This window comes from Pedobacter sp. BAL39, assembly GCF_000170795.1.
Lineage (GTDB): Bacteria > Bacteroidota > Bacteroidia > Sphingobacteriales > Sphingobacteriaceae > Pedobacter.
In genome coordinates this window covers 102,406-122,558 of record NZ_ABCM01000015.1, presented here as the reverse complement: position 1 = coordinate 122,558, position 20,153 = coordinate 102,406, and the positions used below count along the sequence as shown (strand labels likewise).

General features: G+C 45.6%; 14 protein-coding genes. 7 read left to right on the top strand and 7 right to left on the bottom strand.

Translation table 11 applies throughout. The features are described 5' to 3' along the window. The first annotated feature begins 26 nt into the window (after nt 1-26). Both clpB and PBAL39_RS17830 read left to right on the top strand, forming a co-directional pair. Nucleotides 27-2,624, top strand: a complete 2,598-nt coding sequence (gene clpB / locus PBAL39_RS17835) for an ATP-dependent chaperone ClpB (RefSeq protein WP_008244114.1) — start codon at nt 27-29, stop codon at nt 2,622-2,624. Between the two features lie 715 nt (nt 2,625-3,339). Next, nucleotides 3,340-4,539 carry an ATP-binding protein gene (locus tag PBAL39_RS17830; RefSeq protein WP_008244111.1) on the top strand — a complete coding sequence of 400 codons (1,200 nt, stop codon included), beginning with the start codon at nt 3,340-3,342 and terminating at the stop codon, nt 4,537-4,539. Here PBAL39_RS17830 and PBAL39_RS17825 read toward each other — a convergent pair. Beyond that, nucleotides 4,536-5,747: an MFS transporter gene (locus tag PBAL39_RS17825; RefSeq protein WP_008244109.1), complete on the bottom strand. Its 1,212-nt coding sequence runs from the start codon at nt 5,745-5,747 to the stop codon at nt 4,536-4,538. The two genes, PBAL39_RS17830 and PBAL39_RS17825, sit on opposite strands and share 4 nt — an antisense overlap. A 153-nt stretch (nt 5,748-5,900) precedes the next feature. On the opposite strand from PBAL39_RS17825, the gene PBAL39_RS17820 reads away from it, so the two are divergent. Together PBAL39_RS17820 and PBAL39_RS17815 are read left to right on the top strand one after the other, a co-directional pair. Then, nucleotides 5,901-8,183 (top strand): glycosyltransferase family 4 protein, encoded by a 2,283-nt coding sequence (locus PBAL39_RS17820; protein WP_008244107.1) that lies wholly within the window; start codon nt 5,901-5,903, stop codon nt 8,181-8,183. A gap of 6 nt (nt 8,184-8,189) precedes the next feature. Further along, entirely contained in the window at nt 8,190-9,206 is a 1,017-nt protein-coding gene (locus PBAL39_RS17815; RefSeq protein WP_039867007.1) for a glycosyltransferase family 4 protein, read from the top strand. 118 nt (nt 9,207-9,324) lie between these two features. Here the strand turns inward: PBAL39_RS17815 and PBAL39_RS17810 are convergent, their stop codons facing one another. Continuing rightward, nucleotides 9,325-10,830, bottom strand: coding sequence for a glycoside hydrolase family 130 protein (locus PBAL39_RS17810; protein WP_008244103.1), 1,506 nt, complete (start codon nt 10,828-10,830; stop codon nt 9,325-9,327). 404 nt (nt 10,831-11,234) lie between these two features. Here PBAL39_RS17810 and PBAL39_RS17800 point away from each other — a divergent pair, with 404 nt between their 5' ends. After that, nucleotides 11,235-12,338, top strand: coding sequence for a C1 family peptidase (locus tag PBAL39_RS17800; RefSeq protein ID WP_008244099.1), 1,104 nt, complete (start codon nt 11,235-11,237; stop codon nt 12,336-12,338). 356 nt (nt 12,339-12,694) lie between these two features. On the opposite strand, the gene PBAL39_RS17790 is transcribed toward PBAL39_RS17800, so the two are convergent. Continuing rightward, nucleotides 12,695-15,199: a DPP IV N-terminal domain-containing protein gene (locus PBAL39_RS17790; protein ID WP_008244096.1), complete on the bottom strand. Its 2,505-nt coding sequence runs from the start codon at nt 15,197-15,199 to the stop codon at nt 12,695-12,697. A gap of 259 nt (nt 15,200-15,458) precedes the next feature. On the opposite strand from PBAL39_RS17790, the gene PBAL39_RS17785 reads away from it, so the two are divergent. Further along, entirely contained in the window at nt 15,459-16,346 is an 888-nt protein-coding gene (locus tag PBAL39_RS17785) for a polysaccharide deacetylase family protein (protein ID WP_008244095.1), read from the top strand. A 6-nt stretch (nt 16,347-16,352) separates the two neighbouring features. Continuing rightward, nucleotides 16,353-17,240, top strand: coding sequence for a polysaccharide deacetylase family protein (locus PBAL39_RS17780; RefSeq protein ID WP_008244093.1), 888 nt, complete (start codon nt 16,353-16,355; stop codon nt 17,238-17,240). 66 nt (nt 17,241-17,306) lie between these two features. On the opposite strand, the gene PBAL39_RS17775 is transcribed toward PBAL39_RS17780, so the two are convergent. The 4 genes from PBAL39_RS17775 to PBAL39_RS17760 are packed head-to-tail and all read right to left on the bottom strand — an operon-like array spanning nt 17,307 to nt 19,893. Continuing rightward, nucleotides 17,307-17,774, bottom strand: coding sequence for a hypothetical protein (locus tag PBAL39_RS17775; RefSeq protein WP_008244092.1), 468 nt, complete (start codon nt 17,772-17,774; stop codon nt 17,307-17,309). Further along, nucleotides 17,759-18,337 carry a nitroreductase gene (locus tag PBAL39_RS17770; protein WP_008244091.1) on the bottom strand — a complete coding sequence of 193 codons (579 nt, stop codon included), beginning with the start codon at nt 18,335-18,337 and terminating at the stop codon, nt 17,759-17,761. Before PBAL39_RS17770 ends, PBAL39_RS17775 begins: the two co-directional genes overlap by 16 nt. A 50-nt stretch (nt 18,338-18,387) precedes the next feature. Further along, nucleotides 18,388-19,014, bottom strand: coding sequence for a hypothetical protein (locus tag PBAL39_RS17765; protein WP_008244090.1), 627 nt, complete (start codon nt 19,012-19,014; stop codon nt 18,388-18,390). 33 nt (nt 19,015-19,047) lie between these two features. Further along, the gene (locus PBAL39_RS17760; RefSeq protein WP_008244088.1) at nt 19,048-19,893 is read right to left on the bottom strand and encodes a DUF6266 family protein; all 846 of its coding nucleotides are present in this window, start codon (nt 19,891-19,893) and stop codon (nt 19,048-19,050) included. Between the last annotated feature and the right edge of the window lie 260 nt (nt 19,894-20,153).

Here is a 20,153-nt window from a genome sequence, read left to right as displayed (position 1 = left end):
GGCATTTACTTTGTTAAAACCTCATCATGAACTTCAATAACTTTACGATAAAAGCACAGGAAGCGATTCAACAGGCTTCTGCAATAGCTGCAGGCAATCAGCAACAGGCTATTGAAACGGCACACATTTTAAAAGGTTTGCTTACTGTTGATGAAAACGTGGTTTCTTACGTATTGAAGAAATTAAATGTCAATTTGAATGTGCTGAACCAGAATCTGGACAAGCAGATTGAAAAGTTCCCGAAGGTTAGCGGCAGCAACCCTTACCTGACCTCAGGAGCAAACAGCGCCCTTCAGAAAGCACAGTCCTACCTTAAAGAGTTTAAAGACGAATTTGTATCGGTAGAACATCTTTTGCTCGGCATTTTATCTGTGAACGATGACACCGCAAAGCTTTTAAAAGACCAGGGTGTAAACGAGAAAGACCTTAAGAAAGCCATCGTTGCCCTGAGGGGCGACAACCGTGTGACGGACCAGAATGCGGAGGCTACCTATAATGCATTGGGCAAATACGCCAGGAACCTGAATGAATATGCAGAGTCCGGCAAGCTTGACCCGGTGATTGGCCGTGATGAAGAAATCAGACGTGTCATACAGATACTCTCCAGAAGGACAAAAAACAACCCGATTCTAATCGGGGAACCCGGCGTGGGTAAAACCGCCATCGCTGAGGGGATCGCCTTCAGGATCATCAAAGGCGATGTGCCTACCAACCTGAAGACAAAAATTGTTTTCTCCCTGGACATGGGTGCCTTGATTGCCGGAGCGAAATATAAAGGTGAATTTGAGGAACGTCTAAAGGCTGTGGTCAAGGAAGTTACACAAAGCGATGGCGACATCATTTTGTTCATTGATGAGATACATACCCTGGTGGGTGCTGGTGGCGGCGAGGGGGCCATGGATGCTGCCAACATCCTGAAACCTGCACTGGCACGTGGTGAGCTCCGTGCGATTGGCGCCACGACTCTTGATGAATACCAGAAACACCTCGAGAAAGACAAAGCACTGGAACGTCGTTTCCAGAAAGTGCTGGTCGATGAACCGGATACCCAGGATGCCATTTCCATTTTACGTGGATTGAAAGAGCGCTATGAGACACACCACAAGGTGCGAATTAAAGATGAAGCCATCATCGCTGCTGTGGAGTTGTCGCAAAGGTATATCGCCGACCGCTTTTTACCGGATAAGGCCATTGACCTGATGGATGAGGCTGCATCGAAACTGCGACTGGAGATGGACAGCGTTCCTGAAAAAGTGGATGAGCTGGACCGTAAAATCATGCAGCTGGAGATTGAGCGCGAAGCGATCAAAAGAGAGAATGATGATAAAAAGGTGAAATCACTTGGGGAAGAAATTGCCAATCTTTCTGCGGAGCGTGATGAGATCAAAGCGAAATGGCAGAGTGAGAAAGACCTGGTAGATGGCATCAACAGTGAAATTGAACAGATTGAAAACTATAAACTGGAAGCTGATCAGGCAGAGCGTGCCGGTGATTACGGTAAAGTAGCCGAGATCCGCTATGGTAAGATCAAGGAAGCTCAGGATAAGGTGGAAAAACTGAAAGTGGAACTCGAAAGTCACCAGACCGAAAGCAGGATGCTGAAAGAGGAAGTCACCGCCGACGACATTGCGGGTGTGGTGGCGCGCTGGACAGGCATTCCAGTGACGAAGCTGGTTTCCAGCGAGCGCGAGAAATTGCTGCACCTGGAAGACGAGCTGCACAAACGTGTTGCGGGTCAGGACGAAGCCATTGAGGCGATCTCCGATGCGATACGCCGCTCAAGGGCTGGTCTGCAGGATAAAAGAAAACCAATCGGCTCATTTATCTTCCTCGGTACTACTGGTGTAGGTAAAACAGAGCTGGCAAAAGCACTGGCTGAGTTCCTCTTCAATGATGAGAATGCCATGAAAAGGATTGACATGAGTGAGTATCAGGAACGTCATTCGGTATCACGTCTGATTGGTGCGCCTCCGGGATATGTGGGTTACGATGAAGGTGGGCAGCTGACAGAAGCAGTACGCAGGAAACCTTACTCTGTAGTGCTGCTGGATGAGATTGAGAAAGCGCATCCTGATGTATTCAATATCCTGTTACAGGTATTGGATGATGGAAGGCTGACAGACAACAAGGGCCGCGTGGTGAACTTCAAAAACACCATCATCATCATGACTTCCAACATTGGTTCTCAGCTGATTCAGGAGAACTTCAAAAAGCTGGATGATGATAACCATGATGAAGTCGTAGCGAAAACAAAAAATGAATTGTTTGAGCTGCTGAAACAGACCATCAGACCGGAGTTTTTAAACCGTATCGATGAGCTGATCATGTTCACCCCACTGAACCGCAGTGAAATCAGGAATATTGTGAACCTGCAGTTCAGACAGGTACAGGAAACACTTGCGGAGATGGGTGTCCACATTGAGGCTTCGGTAGAAGCCCTGGACTGGCTGGCAGAACTGGGATACGATCCTCAGTTCGGTGCAAGACCACTAAAACGTGTGATCCAGAAAAGAATCCTCAACGAGTTGTCGAAAGAGATCCTCTCCGGCCGCATTGACAGGGACAGCAACATCAAACTGGACATGTTCGACCATCAGTTTGTATTTCTGAACAACAGCAACTAAGTATACATTAATAAGTCAAATTCACAAAACCTCTTGCCTGGCAGGCAGGAGGTCAGTGGGTTTAAACAGCATTTAAAGCTTGATTTTCTTCTCTCTTCTAATTCTCGCACGAATTTCGTACTATATCTAACCTTGTTTATCTTTTGCTGTTTTACTAACCTATATTTGCTTAAGCCTGTTAAACTACAATGATATAGGTTTGTCCAGAAGAGATAGTCGGCTAATGGCAATATCATATCCTTTGGGTAATCTTGTTTACACACAAAGTCAAATGATAAGCATTCTGCAATATAAGTTTGGAATGTTGGGCAGCGGAGTACATCATAAACGCATAACTGCTCGAATCTTCTAGAGTGTGGGCTAGAATCAGTATGGAGGGCATCGCATTGGGTGTTCAGGAAAGATATGCAGCGGAATATACACATCACTACTTATTAAAGTACATACCAGAGCTACAACTTATAATCTCAAACTTTAATCGAAGAAGGGATTTAAAATAGGAACACATTAATAATTGTTCCACGAAGGTAGGCATGTTTGGAAAAGCACGTCCGCGAAAAAATTATCTTGACTATTCCAGGAATTTCTTCCCCAGTAATTACAGTATTTGCAATACCTAAAAACAATAAATTGACTTGACTCCAAGTCAATTATGTACTTAAATCGACTTGGATTCAAGTCAAAATCAGTATATTTGACTTATAGCTAGTCAAAAATGGAATTATTAATTACTTACCAGCAGAATTTATTAGCCCATACCGAAGGACATTTCTTTAGGTTTTTACACCAGGTTATTCCCTGGGAACAAAGGATGATTGCAATAAAAGGTCTTCGGGGAGCAGGGAAAACAACCCTAATATTACAGCACCTCAAGTATCATAGTCCTGAACCACAAAAAAGTCTATATGTTTCTGCTGACCATCCTTGGTTCTATAACCATACACTTCTGGATCTGGCAGACGAATGGAGTAAAAATGGAGGGCGAGAATTGTATATTGATGAAGTCCACAAGTACCCCCACTGGTCGAGGGAGTTAAAGAACATCTACGATGGCTACCCGGGAATGAAGGTGATCTTTACAGCTTCGTCTGCTCTGGATATTTATAGAGGAGAATCCGATCTGAGCAGAAGGGTACTCAGCTATGAGCTTCCGGGAATGTCTTTCCGAGAGTACCTGGAACTTGTTCATCAGATAAAAATACCTGTATTTACACTTGAAGAACTATTTGAGCAGCACATGACTATCGCAAGATCACTTTATGACAAATTGGAGTACCCCCTCTCATTCTTTAAAAAGTACATCAGCAGTGGCTACCTTCCATTTACCAATACAAACAAAGAGGCAGACTACCTGACCCGATTGTACCAAGTAATTGATGCCTCTATCTCTCATGACCTGGCCTTCATACAGAATTACTCTGCTACACACGCCACTAAGATTAAGAAACTCCTGGCTGTTACTGCAGAATCTGCTCCCTTCGAACCAAACATCGCCACGATAGCTAAAAAGCTAACTTTAGGCAGAGATACCGTGAACAATTTTCTTCAAAATCTACAGAGTGCAAGGTTACTGAACCTGATCAATCGTCCTACACAGGGCATTGCTGCATTACAGAAGCCCGACAAAATTTATCTGGAAAACACCAACCTAAGTTATGCTTTGGACACGCACCCTGACATAGGAACCATTAGGGAAACTTTCCTCCTCAATCAACTGAGAAATGCAGGACATCAGGTACAACTCGCCGAAAAAGGAGACTTCCTGATCAATGGGAAACATGTCATCGAAGTCGGAGGAAAGAAAAAAACCTATAAACAGATCGCAGGTGTTGAGGCTGCATTCATTGCGGCTGACGAAATAGAAATAGGTTTCGGAAATAAAATCCCGCTCTGGTTATTCGGATTGTTATACTAACCCTTCTTCTTCACTTCGATATTCGGCAAAAACCCGGTCAGCAAGCCTATCAGCGGCAGGAAAGAACAGATGTGGTACACGTAGTTGATACCTGCGTGATCGGCAAGGTTACCCAGCAGTGCCGAGCCTATACCTCCCATACCAAAGGCAAAGCCGAAGAATAAACCAGCCACAAGTCCCGTTTTTCCAGGAATCAGTTCCTGCGCATACACGAGGATGGCAGAAAACGCAGAGGCCAGGATCATGCCGATCGGAACGATCAATACGCCGGTCCAGAATAAATTAGCATAAGGCAACATCAGGGCAAAAGGTGCCGTTCCGAGAATAGAAAACCAGATGACGTATTTCCTGCCAAAACGGTCTCCTACAGGGCCACCCACCAGGGTACCTGCCGCTACAGAAACCAAGAACACGAACAGGTATACCTGCGAACTCTGCACCGACACATGGAACTTATCAATCAGGTAAAAGGTGAAATAGCTCGTCAGACTGGCCATATAGAAATACTTGGAGAAGATCAGGATCAGCAGGATGGAAACCGCAAAGATCACCTTGCCACGCGAGAAGGTATTGGCAACAACCGCAGCACTGCCCTGCTTGCGGGCATTCATCTTCATTAGCACACCTTTATACCAGGCTCCTACCCTGCTCAGGATGAGGATAGCCAGCAATGCCATCAGTGAAAACCAGATGATGCTGGTCTGCCCATGAGGTACAATGATCCAGGCGGCCAACAATGGTCCCAGCGAACTTCCTGCATTACCACCCAGCTGAAAGATCGACTGTGCCAGCCCCTTTTTCCCACCGGATGCGGCCTGCGCCATCCTTGATGCCTCCGGGTGAAAAACCGAGGAACCTGTACCCACCAATGCAACAGCCAGCAGCATCATGTAAAATCCTGTGGACATCGACAGGGTAACGAGCCCTACAAGGGTAAATCCCATCCCTACAGCGAGTGAATAAGGTTGTGGTTTTTTATCGGTATACAGCCCTACAAAAGGCTGAAAAAGAGAAGCCGACATCTGGAAGGTCAGCGTAATCAAACCAATCTGTGAAAAGCTCAGGTGGTACGAATTTTTAACTATCGGATAAATCGCCGGGATCAGCGACTGGATCGTATCATTCAAAAGATGGGAGAAGCTGATGGCAAAAAGGATCGGAAAGACGGTAGTCTCGACCGCCTTTTGGGCCGCATTAGTTGTACTCATTTATTCGCAGTAGTTATACTCAGTTAAAAAGGGCTATATTGCCCAAAGATAAGCATACTTTTGTTTAAGTTTTTCTGGTATTATCTAAATAGAACTGCAAAACAATTGCGTTCCAGAGCGTGTTATTTACTACAATAATACAAATCAAGTTCCATGAAAATCGCATATATATCCTCTTACCCACCCCGTGAGTGTGGCATCGCAACTTTTAACCATAACCTGATGAGGGCAATAGGGCACGATAAAAGTGCCGTCTCTGAGGACAGCTTTGTGGTCGCGATGAATGATTCTGACAGCATCACAACATACGAATACCCGAAGGAGGTAAAGTACATCATCAGACAGGAAAATCAAAAAGACTACATCCGCGCAGCAGATTACATCAACACCAGCCTCGCCGACGCCTGTATTCTCGAGCATGAGTTCGGCATCTTTGGCGGTGAAAGTGGTGTATATATCCTTCCACTCCTCGCACGACTGAAAAAACCGCTGATTACGATCTTTCATACCATCCTGAAAGACCCTAGCTACATGCAGCTGACCATTATCAGGGAAATTGCCAAGTATTCCTCGAGAATTGTGGTGATGAGCCACCGTGCTGTAGGTTTTTTAACCGGCATTTACGGTATCCCCTTCGCTAAAATACAACTGATTGAACATGGGGTGCCGGACCTGGAAGCAAAAACAGACAACCCTGTCAGACAATCGCTTGCTTTCAAAGGAAAAAAAGTACTCTTTACCTTCGGGCTCATCAGCAGAAACAAAGGATTGGAAACGGTTATTGAAGCGCTGCCCGAAATTGTAGCCCAGCATCCCGATGTCATGTACGTCATCCTCGGTACTACGCACCCTGGTGTGGTGCGTAATTCGGGAGAGGAATACCGTGATAGTCTAAAACGTCTTGCGCAGAAGCTCAATGTAGAGGAAAATCTAACATTCATCAATAAATTCGTCTCTGAAGGCGAGTTGTTCGACTACCTGACCGCCTGTGATATGTACATCACCCCCTATCTGAATGAGGCACAGATCACGAGTGGTACCTTATCTTACGCCGTTGGCGCCGGAGCGGCAGTGGTTTCCACCCCTTACTGGCACGCGCAGGAGCTGCTCGCAGACAACCGCGGCCGCCTGTTTGACTTTAAAGACAGTCATGCGCTCGCCAACAATGTGAACGAGCTGCTGTCCGACAAACAAAAATTAAGCGAGCTGAAGGGCAACGCCTATGAATACGGATTGCACCTGAGGTGGCCAAGCACAGGACAGGTATTTGTGGATGTCCTCGATGAGGCGATTTCGAAATATTTGCTGGAAATGGAAAAAGCAGGCAAACAGATCATCGATCCTGACCTGATGCCAGCCTTCAGCCTTGCCCATGTCCAACGCTTAACTGACGATACAGGCATTGTACAACATGCCAAATATGGCATCCCTAACCTGAAAGAAGGCTATTGCCTGGACGACAATGCCAGAGCGCTCATCCTGGCCATACTTGCCTATCAGCAGAATAAAAGTAAAGTAGCCCTGGAGCTCCTGCCGATCTACCTCAGCTATATCCAATACATGCAGTGTGATGACGGTAACTTCAGGAACTTCCTCAGTTTCAACCGCAATTACCTCGATGAGGTGGGTTCTGAAGATTCTTTCGGACGTACCATCTGGTCACTGGGATACCTCATCAGCAATCCGCCCAACAACTCCTACAGAGAATTTGGAAAGGACCTTTTCCTGAAATCCGTGCCTCATTTCAAAGCGTTGAAACACTTGCGCGGCATTGGAAATACCATGATCGGGCTGGCGAAATATATGGAAGCCCACCCACACGATGAGCACATCAGCAATCAGATGGCCATGTTGGTGGAGCCCCTGAAAAATGCATATAAAAACAATAAAATCGGAGCCTGGCACTGGTTTGAGGAAAAGATGACCTACGACAATGGTATCCTGCCTCTTGCATTGCTCTGCAACTATGAAGTGAACCACGACCAGGAATCACTTGACATTGCATTGGAAAGCATGGAATTCCTGACCCAGAAGACCTTGATCCAAGGTTACCTGACACCAGTTGGAAACGACGGCTGGCTGTTCAGGGACGGAGGTGAAATGGCGTTATACGACCAGCAGGCGATTGAAACCATGGCCATGGTGCTCATGTACTTCAAAGCCTACGAGATCACCAAAGACCTCGTCTACATCAAACAGATGAACCTCTCTTATCAATGGTTCCTTGGCGAAAACAGCTTGAAACTGCCATTGTATGACCATGAAACCAAAGGATGCGGCGATGGTCTGCAAACTTATGGCGTCAACAGGAACCAGGGCGCAGAAAGTACCCTCGCGTACTGGATCTCCCATCTGATGATCCTTCAGGCGCTGGAATCTGAATACCAATACATCCAGAGCGGCGACCTGATGGCTGTGCAGAAAGGTGCTTTCTAGGGACATATGAAGATAGCCGTATTATCACCTGTGGCGTGGAGAACTCCTCCGCGCCATTATGGTCCCTGGGAACAAATGGCCTCCAACCTTACTGAAGGCCTGGTTCAACAAGGCCTGGACGTCACTTTGTTTGCTACAGGTGATTCGATTACGTCCGGAAATTTAGATGCTGTAATTGGGATGGGATATGAGGAGGACCGCAGCCTGGACGCAAAAGTTGTAGAATGCCTTCACATCAGCAACCTGATGGAAAGAGCATCGGAGTTTGACCTTATTCACAATCATTATGACTTCCTGCCGCTCAGCTATTCCAAATTAACGAAAACGCCGTTTATCACCACCATACATGGCTTCTCCTCGGAAAAGATTCTGCCTGTTTACCAAAAGTACAACACAAATGGCCATTATGTTTCTATCAGCGATTCCAACCGCCACCCCTCGCTGGAATACCTCGCGACAGTCTACAATGGGCTTGAAGTGAAAAACTTCGGCTTCAATCCGACGCCAGAGGAATACCTGTTGTTCTTTGGCAGGATTCATCCCGATAAAGGTACAGCTGAGGCGATCGATATTGCCATCCAAAGCAAGCGGAGACTGCTCATTGCTGGCATCATCCAGGATGCGCAATACTATAATGAACGCATTGCTCCCCGATTGAGTGCAGATATTGTTTATGTGGGATCTGCGGGCCCCGAACAGCGTAATGAGCTCCTGTCCAATGCTGCTGCACTGCTACACCCCATTAACTTTGAAGAACCTTTCGGACTAAGCGTTGCTGAAGCCATGTTATGTGGCACTCCTGTAATTGCCTTCAGCAAAGGCTCCATGCCGGAACTGATTGATCATGGGCATACAGGATTTCTCGTCTCAAATGTGGATGAAGCCGTAGCGGCTGTCAGCAACACCTCCTCCATAAACCGGCAGAACTGTCGCACATGGGCAGCTGAAAAGTTCTCTAAAGAAAAAATGGTAGCAGACTATCTGAGCCTCTACCATCATATCTTAAAAACGGACCATATTTAAGTATGGATCACATTTAAATACGGATCATCATCCAATCTTGCTTAAGCTCGAAGGATGATGATCTTTAACCATAGTCAAATGTATCCTAAAGTTTCTCTTCAAACACTCAATATCTTCTTTAAGAAGGCTGAATGACCTGCTCGTCTTCGTTAAGTATCGCCAGGGCCGAATTTTTCAGTTTCTCTAATACCAGGTCTATTTTTACCGAAGCAAATGAAGAGCAATAATCGGATAGTCCATAAGGTATGATCAGCTCACCATTGTGTATGATGGACCCGCAGGAATACAAAACATTCGGCACATAACCTTCACGCTCATCGTTATTCGGTACTACCAAGGGCTCCTCCAGTCGTCCAATTTCCCTCGAAGGATCTTCCAGATCAAACAGACTTGCGCCCAGGCAATAGCGGCGCATAGGCCCGACGCCATGGGTAATGACAAGCCAGCCATCTGGCGTCTCTATCGGAGAACCACAATTCCCAATCTGTATAAATTCCCAGGGGAATTTTGGGGACTGCAGCTTCACCGGGTTGTCCCATACCGTTAGTTTATCTGAATACATCAGGTAGTTATTCCATCCGTCAATACGTGACATCATTACATATTTACCCTTGATCTTCCTCGGAAATAGGGCCAGGTTTTTGTTCTGCGCACCCACGCCATGCAGCGGGCTGATTTTAAAATCGTAAAAATCTGTGGTCTGCAACAGCTTAGGCATGATCATCGCTCCATCAAAAGCGGTGTAAGTGGCGTAATAAATTACAGACCCGTCGTCCTTCGTGAACCTTACAAAACGTGCATCCTCTATCCCCTTGCGCTCAAATTCTGAAATCGGGAAGATCACCCTGTCAGATATATCAGTATCCCTGGAGAAACTGATTTCATGATAGGTATCTGATAACCACAGGATCTTATCATATTGTAACTTCTTCAGGTCGTCCTCCTGCAGGCTCTTGCCGTCGATGATAATTTTTCTCAGTGTGGCATAATCGAACTTATCTTCCAGCTTTCCTCCCAGTTCGTCCAGTACCTCGACATCAATTTTGGAATCAATCGCCTTCTTCAGAAACAGTTTCTTATTGTAAACGGCATTTTTTACGACCTCTGCCTCATCGATATAGTTACCTGCAGGGATTACCGTGATGTTGTTGTCTCTATCAATCAAAGCCCTTCTGAACACAACTGACGAGATATGCCCTTCACCTACCGCCCTGAAGCTGATGATGACGCGTTTTTCACCCTCTACGAGCTCGGTCTGATCCGGGTCTTCCACAATCGATGGATTGAAAAATGCAGCAGATTCAATGGAATACTCATGCGTAAAGTATGAACCAATCAGCAAACGCTGATACTTATCCAACGACTCCGGATCAAAACCGGCCGCCTCAATACGACGCATCACCTTCTTACAATGACGCGTAAGGATCTTGGTGATGTTACGGTGCCGCTTGGAATATTCCTGCAGCAAAGGTGATATAATCCCGAACACCTGCTTGTCTGTCAACGACATAACATGCTTGACCACCTCCTCAGCACGTTCATCTCCATTAAAGAAAAAACGGGCAATGACTCTCTTAGGATCTGGATATACCTTTACCGGCTTTCGTTCTACTAGTAATCTCATAACCATATAACGTTTAAACAAGCAAAAATGATTTTGTTAATTGAAATAAAACAGGTGTTTTTTTCGTCCCCAAATCTTTGAAGAAAAGATTTGCACGTCCTCAAAAGAACACCTGTTTTATTTCTGCATCTTACTATATCATATTGCAGAGGACGATGGTCCATAAATGTTACTTGTTGGTGCCTACTGGAGGAAAGTGGAATGCTAAGTGGGGCAGGGCTGTACTTTTTTTGTGGGGGGAGTTTGGGTTGATGTGTTCCTTTGTTTTAAGGCTTGCGGAGTGGTCATATCAGCATCCGAAGGGCAGCAGGGCTGTAAAACATGGCCAAAATAAGATCGCGGAGCTCAGATGATAAAAACGGTATGAAAAATCCCTAAATTAGTTGCTTCAACAACAGATCAACATGAAGAAAATCTTCTTAATCACCTGCGGTTTAGGATTAGTCCTTTCCACACAAGCACAAACGCCTCTAAAGACCATTAAAGATAATGCCTCGACCAATATTAAAGATCAGGGGCAATCAGGTACCTGCTGGAACTATTCTACGACTTCCCTTATTGAATCTGAGGAAATGCGCCGTGGACTGGGGGAGTTCAACCTTTCTGAGATGTTTACTACACGTGGTGTCTACATTGAAAAAGCAAAAAATTATATCCTGAGACAGGGCAAAGCGCAATTTAGTGAAGGCGGACTTGGTCACGATCTGATCCATGCCACCGCAACTTATGGAGCCCTGCCACAGGAGGTATTCCAGGGTGCAAGTGGTGAAGTACCCAATCATAGCGGACTTGCAGATGAATTGAAAACATACCTTGATGATGTACTGAAAAAACGTCCTTTAGATAAAAATTGGCTCCAGGGCTATGAAGCCATTCTCAATAAAAAAATGGGTACACCGCCAGCCAACTTTGACTATAAAGGAAAAAATTATACCCCCATCACCTTTGCAAAGGAGGTGTTGAAATTTGACGCTAACGATTATGTCAGCATCAGTTCCTTCACTCACCACCCCTATTATACTCAATTTGTGCTTGAGGCACCGGACAACTTCGCAAATGGTGCGTTCTACAACCTCCCTTTAGAAGAAATGATCGACCTGACCAAATCGTCCTTAAAAGATGGGTATACCGTAATGTGGGATGCTGATATCAGCAACAACGATTTCCAGCAGGACAACGGTTATGCGCTGTTATTTGAAAATGATGCAGATGTAAAGGCCAATCCGCTAAACCCCGATGCCAAAGAAAAAGCCTATTCCGCATCACTTCGTCAGCAGTTGTATGAAAACCTGACGACTCAGGATGATCACCTTATGCACCTCGTGGGCCTGGATCAATCTGCAAATGGAAAATATTTTTTCAAGGTGAAAAACTCCTGGGGTCCGGTCGGTCCGTTCAAGGGTTACATTGAGGTATCAGAGCCCTATTTCGCCATCAATACCGTCAGCCTTGTGGTACCTAAAGCAGCCTTATCAAAAGACTTGAAAAAGAAACTGGGGATCAACTAACCGGGCAGAACACCTGGGATCGATTAACAGGCAAAGCAGCAACACCAACATCTTGCCTCCGGATGGATCTTCCGGAAAACAAATGCGTCGCACATTTGCGGGTAAAAAAACAGGAACGACACAAAAATAAGCGGCAAAGTAAAAAACAGCGCCGCAAAAAACAATACAGACTTATCCAAAAAAGGCCGCAAATTGCGACCTTCAAACATTCAAGCTTTTCAGCAAAAAAACTCCGTTACGCAACTTAACCGGCTTCGGACCGGCATGGAGAAATTCCAAAAAAAACAGATGTGTTTTGAGAACGTGCAAATCTTTCCTTCATAGATTTGGGAACGAAAAACACATCTGTTTTTTTATTATTTTTTCAGCTCGATCTCGCGGTCAATTTCAGTGATATTTACTTGCTGAGGTGTCGTAAAATCACCGATCAGGTATTTGTTAAAATGGTCTGCAAGTTTCCAGAACGCATATTCTGTCAGGTCGCCAAAAGCATGTCTTTGTCCGGGTATGATGGCAAATTCAAACCTTTTACCGGCCCGCATTAGCGCATTCGCAACCCTTATGGTATTTGCAGGGTGTACGTTGTTATCTACATCTCCGGTCATCAGTAAAAGGTGCCCTTTAAGATTTTTTGCAAGATCAGGGTTTTTATCGATGCTATACTTGAAGGTCGTATCGCCTTTTGCGGAAACGATTTCTTTCACACCATGGTGTTTCTCACTCCACCATCTGTTGTAAATGCTATTGTCATGATTTCCAGCGTTGGACACTGCAGCCTTGAAGAAGTCAGGATACACCAGCATGGCGGCGGTGGACATGAAGCCTCCGCCGGAGTGCCCGGTAATCCCCACTCTGCTCGCGTCAATAAAAGGATATCTGTCGGCAAGCTGCTCTACCGCTGCCTTTTTATCTGCCAGTCCGTAGTCGCGGAGGTTACCGTAGCCGTAGGTATGGTACCATTTGGAACGTGCCGGATTTCCACCTCTGTTTCCCACCGTAACAACGATATATCCGAACTGAGCGAGGCGTTCCGTTCTGTCCATGCTTTTGCTGAAGGCCTTATTTACGGCTTCAGTTTGCGGACCAGGATATACATACTCAATGATCGGGTATTTCTTTGCCGGATCGAAGTCGAAAGGTTTATACATTACGCCATAGATGTCGGTGATGCCGTCATCAGCTTTTACTTTAAATGGTTCAGGGAATTTATAACCAGTGGCCATGAGCAGTGACAAATCTGTGGTTTCCAGGTTCATAATTACACGGCCATTATTGTCGGACAATACCGATTTTGGTGCGGTGTTGACCCTGGAAAAATTGTCCACAAAAAATTTAGCCTCATCATTCATGCTGATGGCATGGTCGAAGTCGCCCGCATTCAGCAATTTCAGTCCGGAACCGTCAAAGTTGATGCGGTAGAGGTGCAGATAATAGGGATCTTCCTTAACTTCTCGGCCATTGGCAGTAAAATAAAGCACCCTGTTTTTCTCATCTACATTCACGATCTCCTCACAATGAAAATTTCCTTTGGTGATCTGATTTTTGAGTTTGCCATTTCCATCCATGAGGTAGAAATGCGCCCAGCCGTCACGTTCAGACCAATGGATCAGTTCCTTACCGCCATTAACCACCGCCGGTCTGTTGAGCTCCACATAGGTATTGAAACGCTCCTCAATCAGCACGGTCACCTTGCCGCTATTCACCTCGATGGTACCGATATCGGCCCTTTTAAGATCCCTGCTGATGCGTGAGAAATAAAACCTGCTGTCGTCACCAAGCCACAATGACGGCCTGAACTCATTGTCGCGGTCCTTATTCAGCTGTGGTGCGGAGAACACCCCGGTGCTCTGATCTTTGAAAGCCGCAGTATTCAGCTTTTTGAACGATTTGGCGTTAAAGTCGAACAACAGCAGTTCATCAACAGGAGCTTCCGCTTCACCCGGCATCTGGTACTTATACGTCTCCAGAGTAGGCCTTCCTGCGGCTACGTTATTGATGACCCAGAGGTCTTTCACTTTCCGGGAGTCCGTACGGCTGAGGATGAAATATTTGGCATTTGGCGACCACAGTACGAAGGCCCTCCTTCTCTTTTTATTGTTCTTTTCCTGTTCCTCGTTGTTTTCTCCATCACCATTGCTGCCGTAGGCGTAAAATTTCTCGCCGTTTTTCGTAAGCTGATGTTCCACAATCGTACTGTCCTCTTCATTTTTTACCGCTTTCTGGTAATTTGCCTTATCCATCCAGTAGAGGTTGTAGTTTCTGCTGAAGATGACTGCGGAGGAATCCGGTGCTACTGCGCCCCAGGAAGGTTTAGCCTTTGGTTTGGTGTAGTTGGGTATTTCGCTGAGCTTCGCTCCTGCAAATTCATAGTTGAAGAAGAAAATTTTCTTCTGCATGGAGTCAGCGGCTTTTTTATCCTTACGGTCTTTTTTTAGCTCATCAATGCTGCTCTTCAGCTCGAAGGTGATGCTCTTTTCATCGGATGAGAACTTCAGGTTCTCCAGGGGCAGGTGTTGTGCATCAAAAGGGTCACGCATGATGGTGGTGATCTCCGCCGCCAGCCGATCACGGTCAAACATTTTTAGCTTTTGTTTGGAAGACGGGTTCACCAGGTACCATTCCTTACCCGCAGGCGTCTCATACTCATACCAAAAGCGATTACTGAGCTTCAGCCAATGCGGATCTACTGCCGTGGAGTAAATCAGTTTTTTTAATTTATTAGGTGAAAAGCGAGAGGCCAACTGGTAATTTGCAACAGGTGCCGGTGTAACCGACTCGGTGATGGTGAATGTTTTTGTCTGCGCAAAGGCATTAGCACTGACACCAAACACCGTAAAAATCAGGTAGTAAATTTTCTTCATGTATGTGTATTAGGATTTTGGCCTAAAAATATTGATTATTCAGTTGATGAACGCCTATACCTATGTAATAAATGCGATAGTTTGTCTTCTGATGCTGCCCAGGAAGAACCTGAACCCTATAAACTGATTTGAACCGGGTACAGCGTCCTCAGTTCGAACTTGAAAAACCAGCATGCCTGCAATAAGACCAATATTTAAGGCAAATAATTATTCTCATAAATCAGCTTCGATTTTATAGTTTTGCAACAAATACATCATAATGAAATTTCAGCTATTACCTATGATTGCGGCAGCAATGATTTTTACTGCAGGCTGCCAGTCAAAATCCCAGACAACAAGTACCGATGGCAACGGAAAAGACAGTGCCAGCGTTGTTGCAGCAGATCCCAATAACCCGTCCGATGGTGGCCAAGCCCCTATCGGCGACATCATGAAGATGAAAGTGGCTGATGCGAAAACCATCCTTGCGCGAAAGCAGGTGCCTATTTTATGTTATCACCAGATCCGCGACTGGCGTCCGAAGGATTCCAAAACTGCAAAAGATTATATTGTCCCGGTGGAGGCATTCAAAGCGCACATTAAGATGCTGGCCGACAGCGGTTATCATACCATCTTGCCGGATCAGCTGTACGACTACCTCAACAATGGGACAGCACTTCCTTCAAAACCGGTAATGCTGACTTTTGATGACACCGACCTTGACCAGTTTACCATTGCCGCTCCGGAAATGAAAAAATATGGCTTCAAAGGAGTTTTCTTTGTGATGACCGTTTCATTGGGCAGGCCAAATTACATGAGTCGTGCGCAGGTGAAAGAACTTTCTGACATGGGGCATGTGATCGGATCGCACACCTGGGACCACCACAACGTGAAGAAATACCAGGGTCAGGACTGGGTAACCCAAATCGAGAAACCGACGAAGACCCTGGAGGAGATTACCGGAAAGCCCATTCATCATTTCGCTTACCCTTTTGGGTTATGGAATCCTGAGGCCATTCCTGAGCTAAAGAAGAGGGGGATGAAATCGGCCTTCATCCTGGCGACAAAAAGAGATGAAAACGATCCGCTCTTTACCATCCGCAGAATCATCGCCAGTGGTTACTGGAGCGCAAAAACGTTGAGTAACAGCATTCGTAACAGCTTTTAGACCGAAATGAAGAGCGGATTATTTATATTGGGACTGTCTGCGGTGCTGATCTTCAGCAGATGCAGCAATTCATCACAGGCGCGCACAGGAGCTATCGGCAATGACACACTGACCACTGCTCAGAAGGGTACGTCGGAAGAGCAACCTGGGTCAGGAGCCGACACTGCTGCCATCGGCAATGGTAAAGCAGCTTCTGCGGCCGAAATTCTAGCAAAAAAAGAAGTTCCGGTATTGTGTTACCATCAGATCAGGGACTGGAAAGCCAGTGATTCCAAAAGGGCGCACGACGACATCATTCCACCAGCAAAGTTCAGGGAACACATCAAGATGCTGGCCGACAGCGGTTACCATACCATCCTACCGGACCAGTTGTACGATTACCTGAAATTTGGTAAAGCCTTACCCGAAAAACCCATTATGATCAGCTTTGATGATACAGACCTTGACCAGTATACTGTAGGTGCACCGACATTGGAAAAATATGGCTTTAAGGGTGTTTTCTTCCTGATGACCGTATCCATTGGCCGGCCAAGATATATGAGCAAAACACAGATCAAAGACCTTTCAGACAAAGGTCACGTGATTGCCAGTCACACCTGGAACCACAAAAACTTCAGTCAGTTTACAGCGGAGGACTGGGATATCCAGATTGATCAGCCGACCAAAAAACTAGAGCAGATCACCGGAAAGAAAATCACTTACTTTGCCTATCCCTATGGTGTATCCAAGGCATCAGAGCTGCATAAACTGGAAGAACACGGTTTTAAAGCCGCCTTCATCCTGTCGACCAGACGTGATGAAATCTACCCATTGATGACGGTCAGGAGAATTATAGATCCCGGTACTTACACTGCCAGAAACCTATACCATAGCATTAATAAAAGTTTCAAATGAAACATTTGCTGATACCCGGACCTTTGTTCGGGTTCAGGTATCAGCAATCCTATAAATTCCGATTAATCAGAGGATGGATTTCAGGAGATACGTTTTACCATTAAAGGTAAAACTGTCTCCTGTTTTTTTACCCATCAGCAGCTGCCCGATCGGGGATGCCGCAGAGACCGCAAAAAACACCTCTTTCCCTATCGTCAATTGCCCTGCACTGATGCTAATGTAAAAGGCACCCTGGTCAGTATATACCAGGCTTCCATTCCTTACCCGGTCGCCTGCAGGAACTTCCTTTACGCTATTGAGCAGCTGCAGGTTTTGCTGTGCATCCATGAGCAGGCTTTTGTTCCTGCTGATGTCCTGCTGCATCATCTCCCTGGTGGTTTCAAATTTATCCCCGGCGCTACTTTTTGTATCATCGTTACTAGCTTCACGGGCTTGTGCAAGGGCAACATCTGCTGTCTGGATTCTTTTATTGATAAACTCCAGGCAGTGTTCAAATAGCAAATTTTTGATCTCTTCCATTACGATTCCACCCATTTTACTTTGTCTTCAATAGGTGTTCTTTTCGCTTCACGGGGAACATCATTGTGGTATCCCATGTAAAACAAACCGAAACATTTGTCCTGCGCCCCCATCTCCAGGAAGCCGTTAAGATCGGAGATCATGCCGGGCGAGCTCCAGTAAGCGCCAATATTCAATGCCTCAGCGGTAAGTGCCATATTCTGTACTGCACAGGCCAACGCCGCCAGCTCTTCCCATTCCGGGATTTTATCACTGTTCAGATGGGCACTGAGTGTAATGATGCAACTGGACTGTGCTGCTTTTTCCAGGATGCTCTCGTATTTCTTTTGCAGGAATTTATCCGTAGGTGTGGTTTCTTTGTACAATCGTGCCAGCTCTTCAGCGAGTTTTAATTTACCTGCTTGTCTGAATACAACGAAGCGCCAGGGCTCGGTCAGTTTGTGTGTAGGCGCATAATTTGCACTTTCCAGCACCTGCTGGATCTGTTCAACAGGAATCTCTTCAGCGGTATAACTCGCAGGGAAGATACTGCGTCTTCTTTTTATGATATGAGTAAGGATGTCTATTTCTTTTTCCATAGTGGCATTGTGTTCAATTCAGGCAAAGTTAAGCCTTTTTCAGTTGACCACTAAAGCTTTTTCAACTGCTTTCGAATCTGCCTCGCGCGGGCAAAGAAGGCAATACTTTCCCTTGACTCCAGGTAAGCGATCGTTTCCAGAAGTTCTTCCTTTATCCAGGCGTAACGTGGGGCAAGGTTGGCCAGCGACTGCATGGCATGTACTTTTACCGCAACGGGTGTAGCCTCTTCGATGAGCCAGCCGAAGAACAACTCAGCTTCGGCGTTCAGATCCTTTGAAAGCAGCAGCATGCGTAAGCCTTCCGGCGCATTTTTGCCTGTAGCGCAGGCGAAAATCTTGCCGTAATGGCGCATCACAGAATGATTTCTGAGCTGTGGCAGACCTTCGAGGAAAAGCTCAAAAACTACCGTAAAACCCTGATATACAATTGTTAATTGTTCCAGCAGCCATGCAGCGCGGAAAGCCATCTCCTTGTCGGCACCCATGCTAAGGTCGAGCACATCCCTCAAAGTGAAGGGTTGACCTTTCTTCGAGGGCGATTCCTGCTCCGGCCGAAGTTTCCAGCTGCGTTCGTCCCTAAGGTCAGCAAACTGAACCTCTGCAATACCATTAAGTAAGGCAGCCATTTTACCGCCGGGTGATGCGGCAAGGTGACTGATCAATTCCTGTTTAATCAATTTACATCAGATTGAACACGAAAATAATGTTTTTCATTCGGGCTTTCCAGGCATCGTACGCAGTTTTTCCTGAAGCACCTCATATTCCTTCATTAAGATCCTGAAAGCCTTATCATCCGGAAACGCCCCGTCTTCCGCCGCTATGCGTGCCATATAACTGGCCTCCACAACATCAAAACGTGTTTTTACCTCCATATATTTCTTCTTGTTCAGTTTATCCTGTGCAGTTTCAGCCTGTCCGTTCAGGTTACCGACGTACATACTGTCCGAAATTTCTGTCGCATCAGCAGACCTGAAACACATAAAGGTTTCCATAGGGTGATCAAGCAGTTTTTTGCTCAGGGGAATAAAAAACTTAGCTGCACTTCTTTTTGCCGCATTAAAATACATTCTGCTATCTCGAAGCCCCGGAAAACAGAGCACAATCATGGCGCTGTCCTCACCGCGGCCACGGTAATAGTCGCGTTCCCCGGGATCCCAGCTGACAATCACCCCTTCCTCGGTCTTTGTGATCTGAACATCCTTAGCCACAGGCACCCGACCATTGCTATTGCTCAAGATGACCTTGCTGTAGTCAATACTTAAATTCGGATATTCTCCCTGAACTGCATTCTTTTTAATATAGGAAGTCGCCAAATTATGCGCATTTTTTGTCGTCCCACTGGCTTCAAGGCCAAAACTTACCTTAACGAAGTCCTTAATTGGCCGCAGGAAGTCCATGGTTAAAGACATCGCCTGAAAGTTAGCCTTTTGTCTGATGGTGGGCTTGCCATTATAGGCACCAATTGTCCTGCTTACGTACTGACCATTCAGCATATAAGATACTATATTTCCAGATTTTCCGATGAATTGGCCATTTGGGCCTTTACCTATTGCCATAATGAGACGATTTTAAGTTTAATATTGATCTAAAATTAATGTTAACCCAATATAGGAATATTCTATTCAAGATCTAAGTCAACACTAGAATTAATTGTATTTTTTTTATTTGATAAGTAGTTATTAATCATACCTTGAATAGTCATTTTGCCCTATTAACTTCTTTTCAAATATTATTTAAAACACAATCAAAGCATATTTAAATTTAGTCGCATATTAGCTGGTGATGCGATAAGGTTATTGAGTCCTGAACTGCGTTA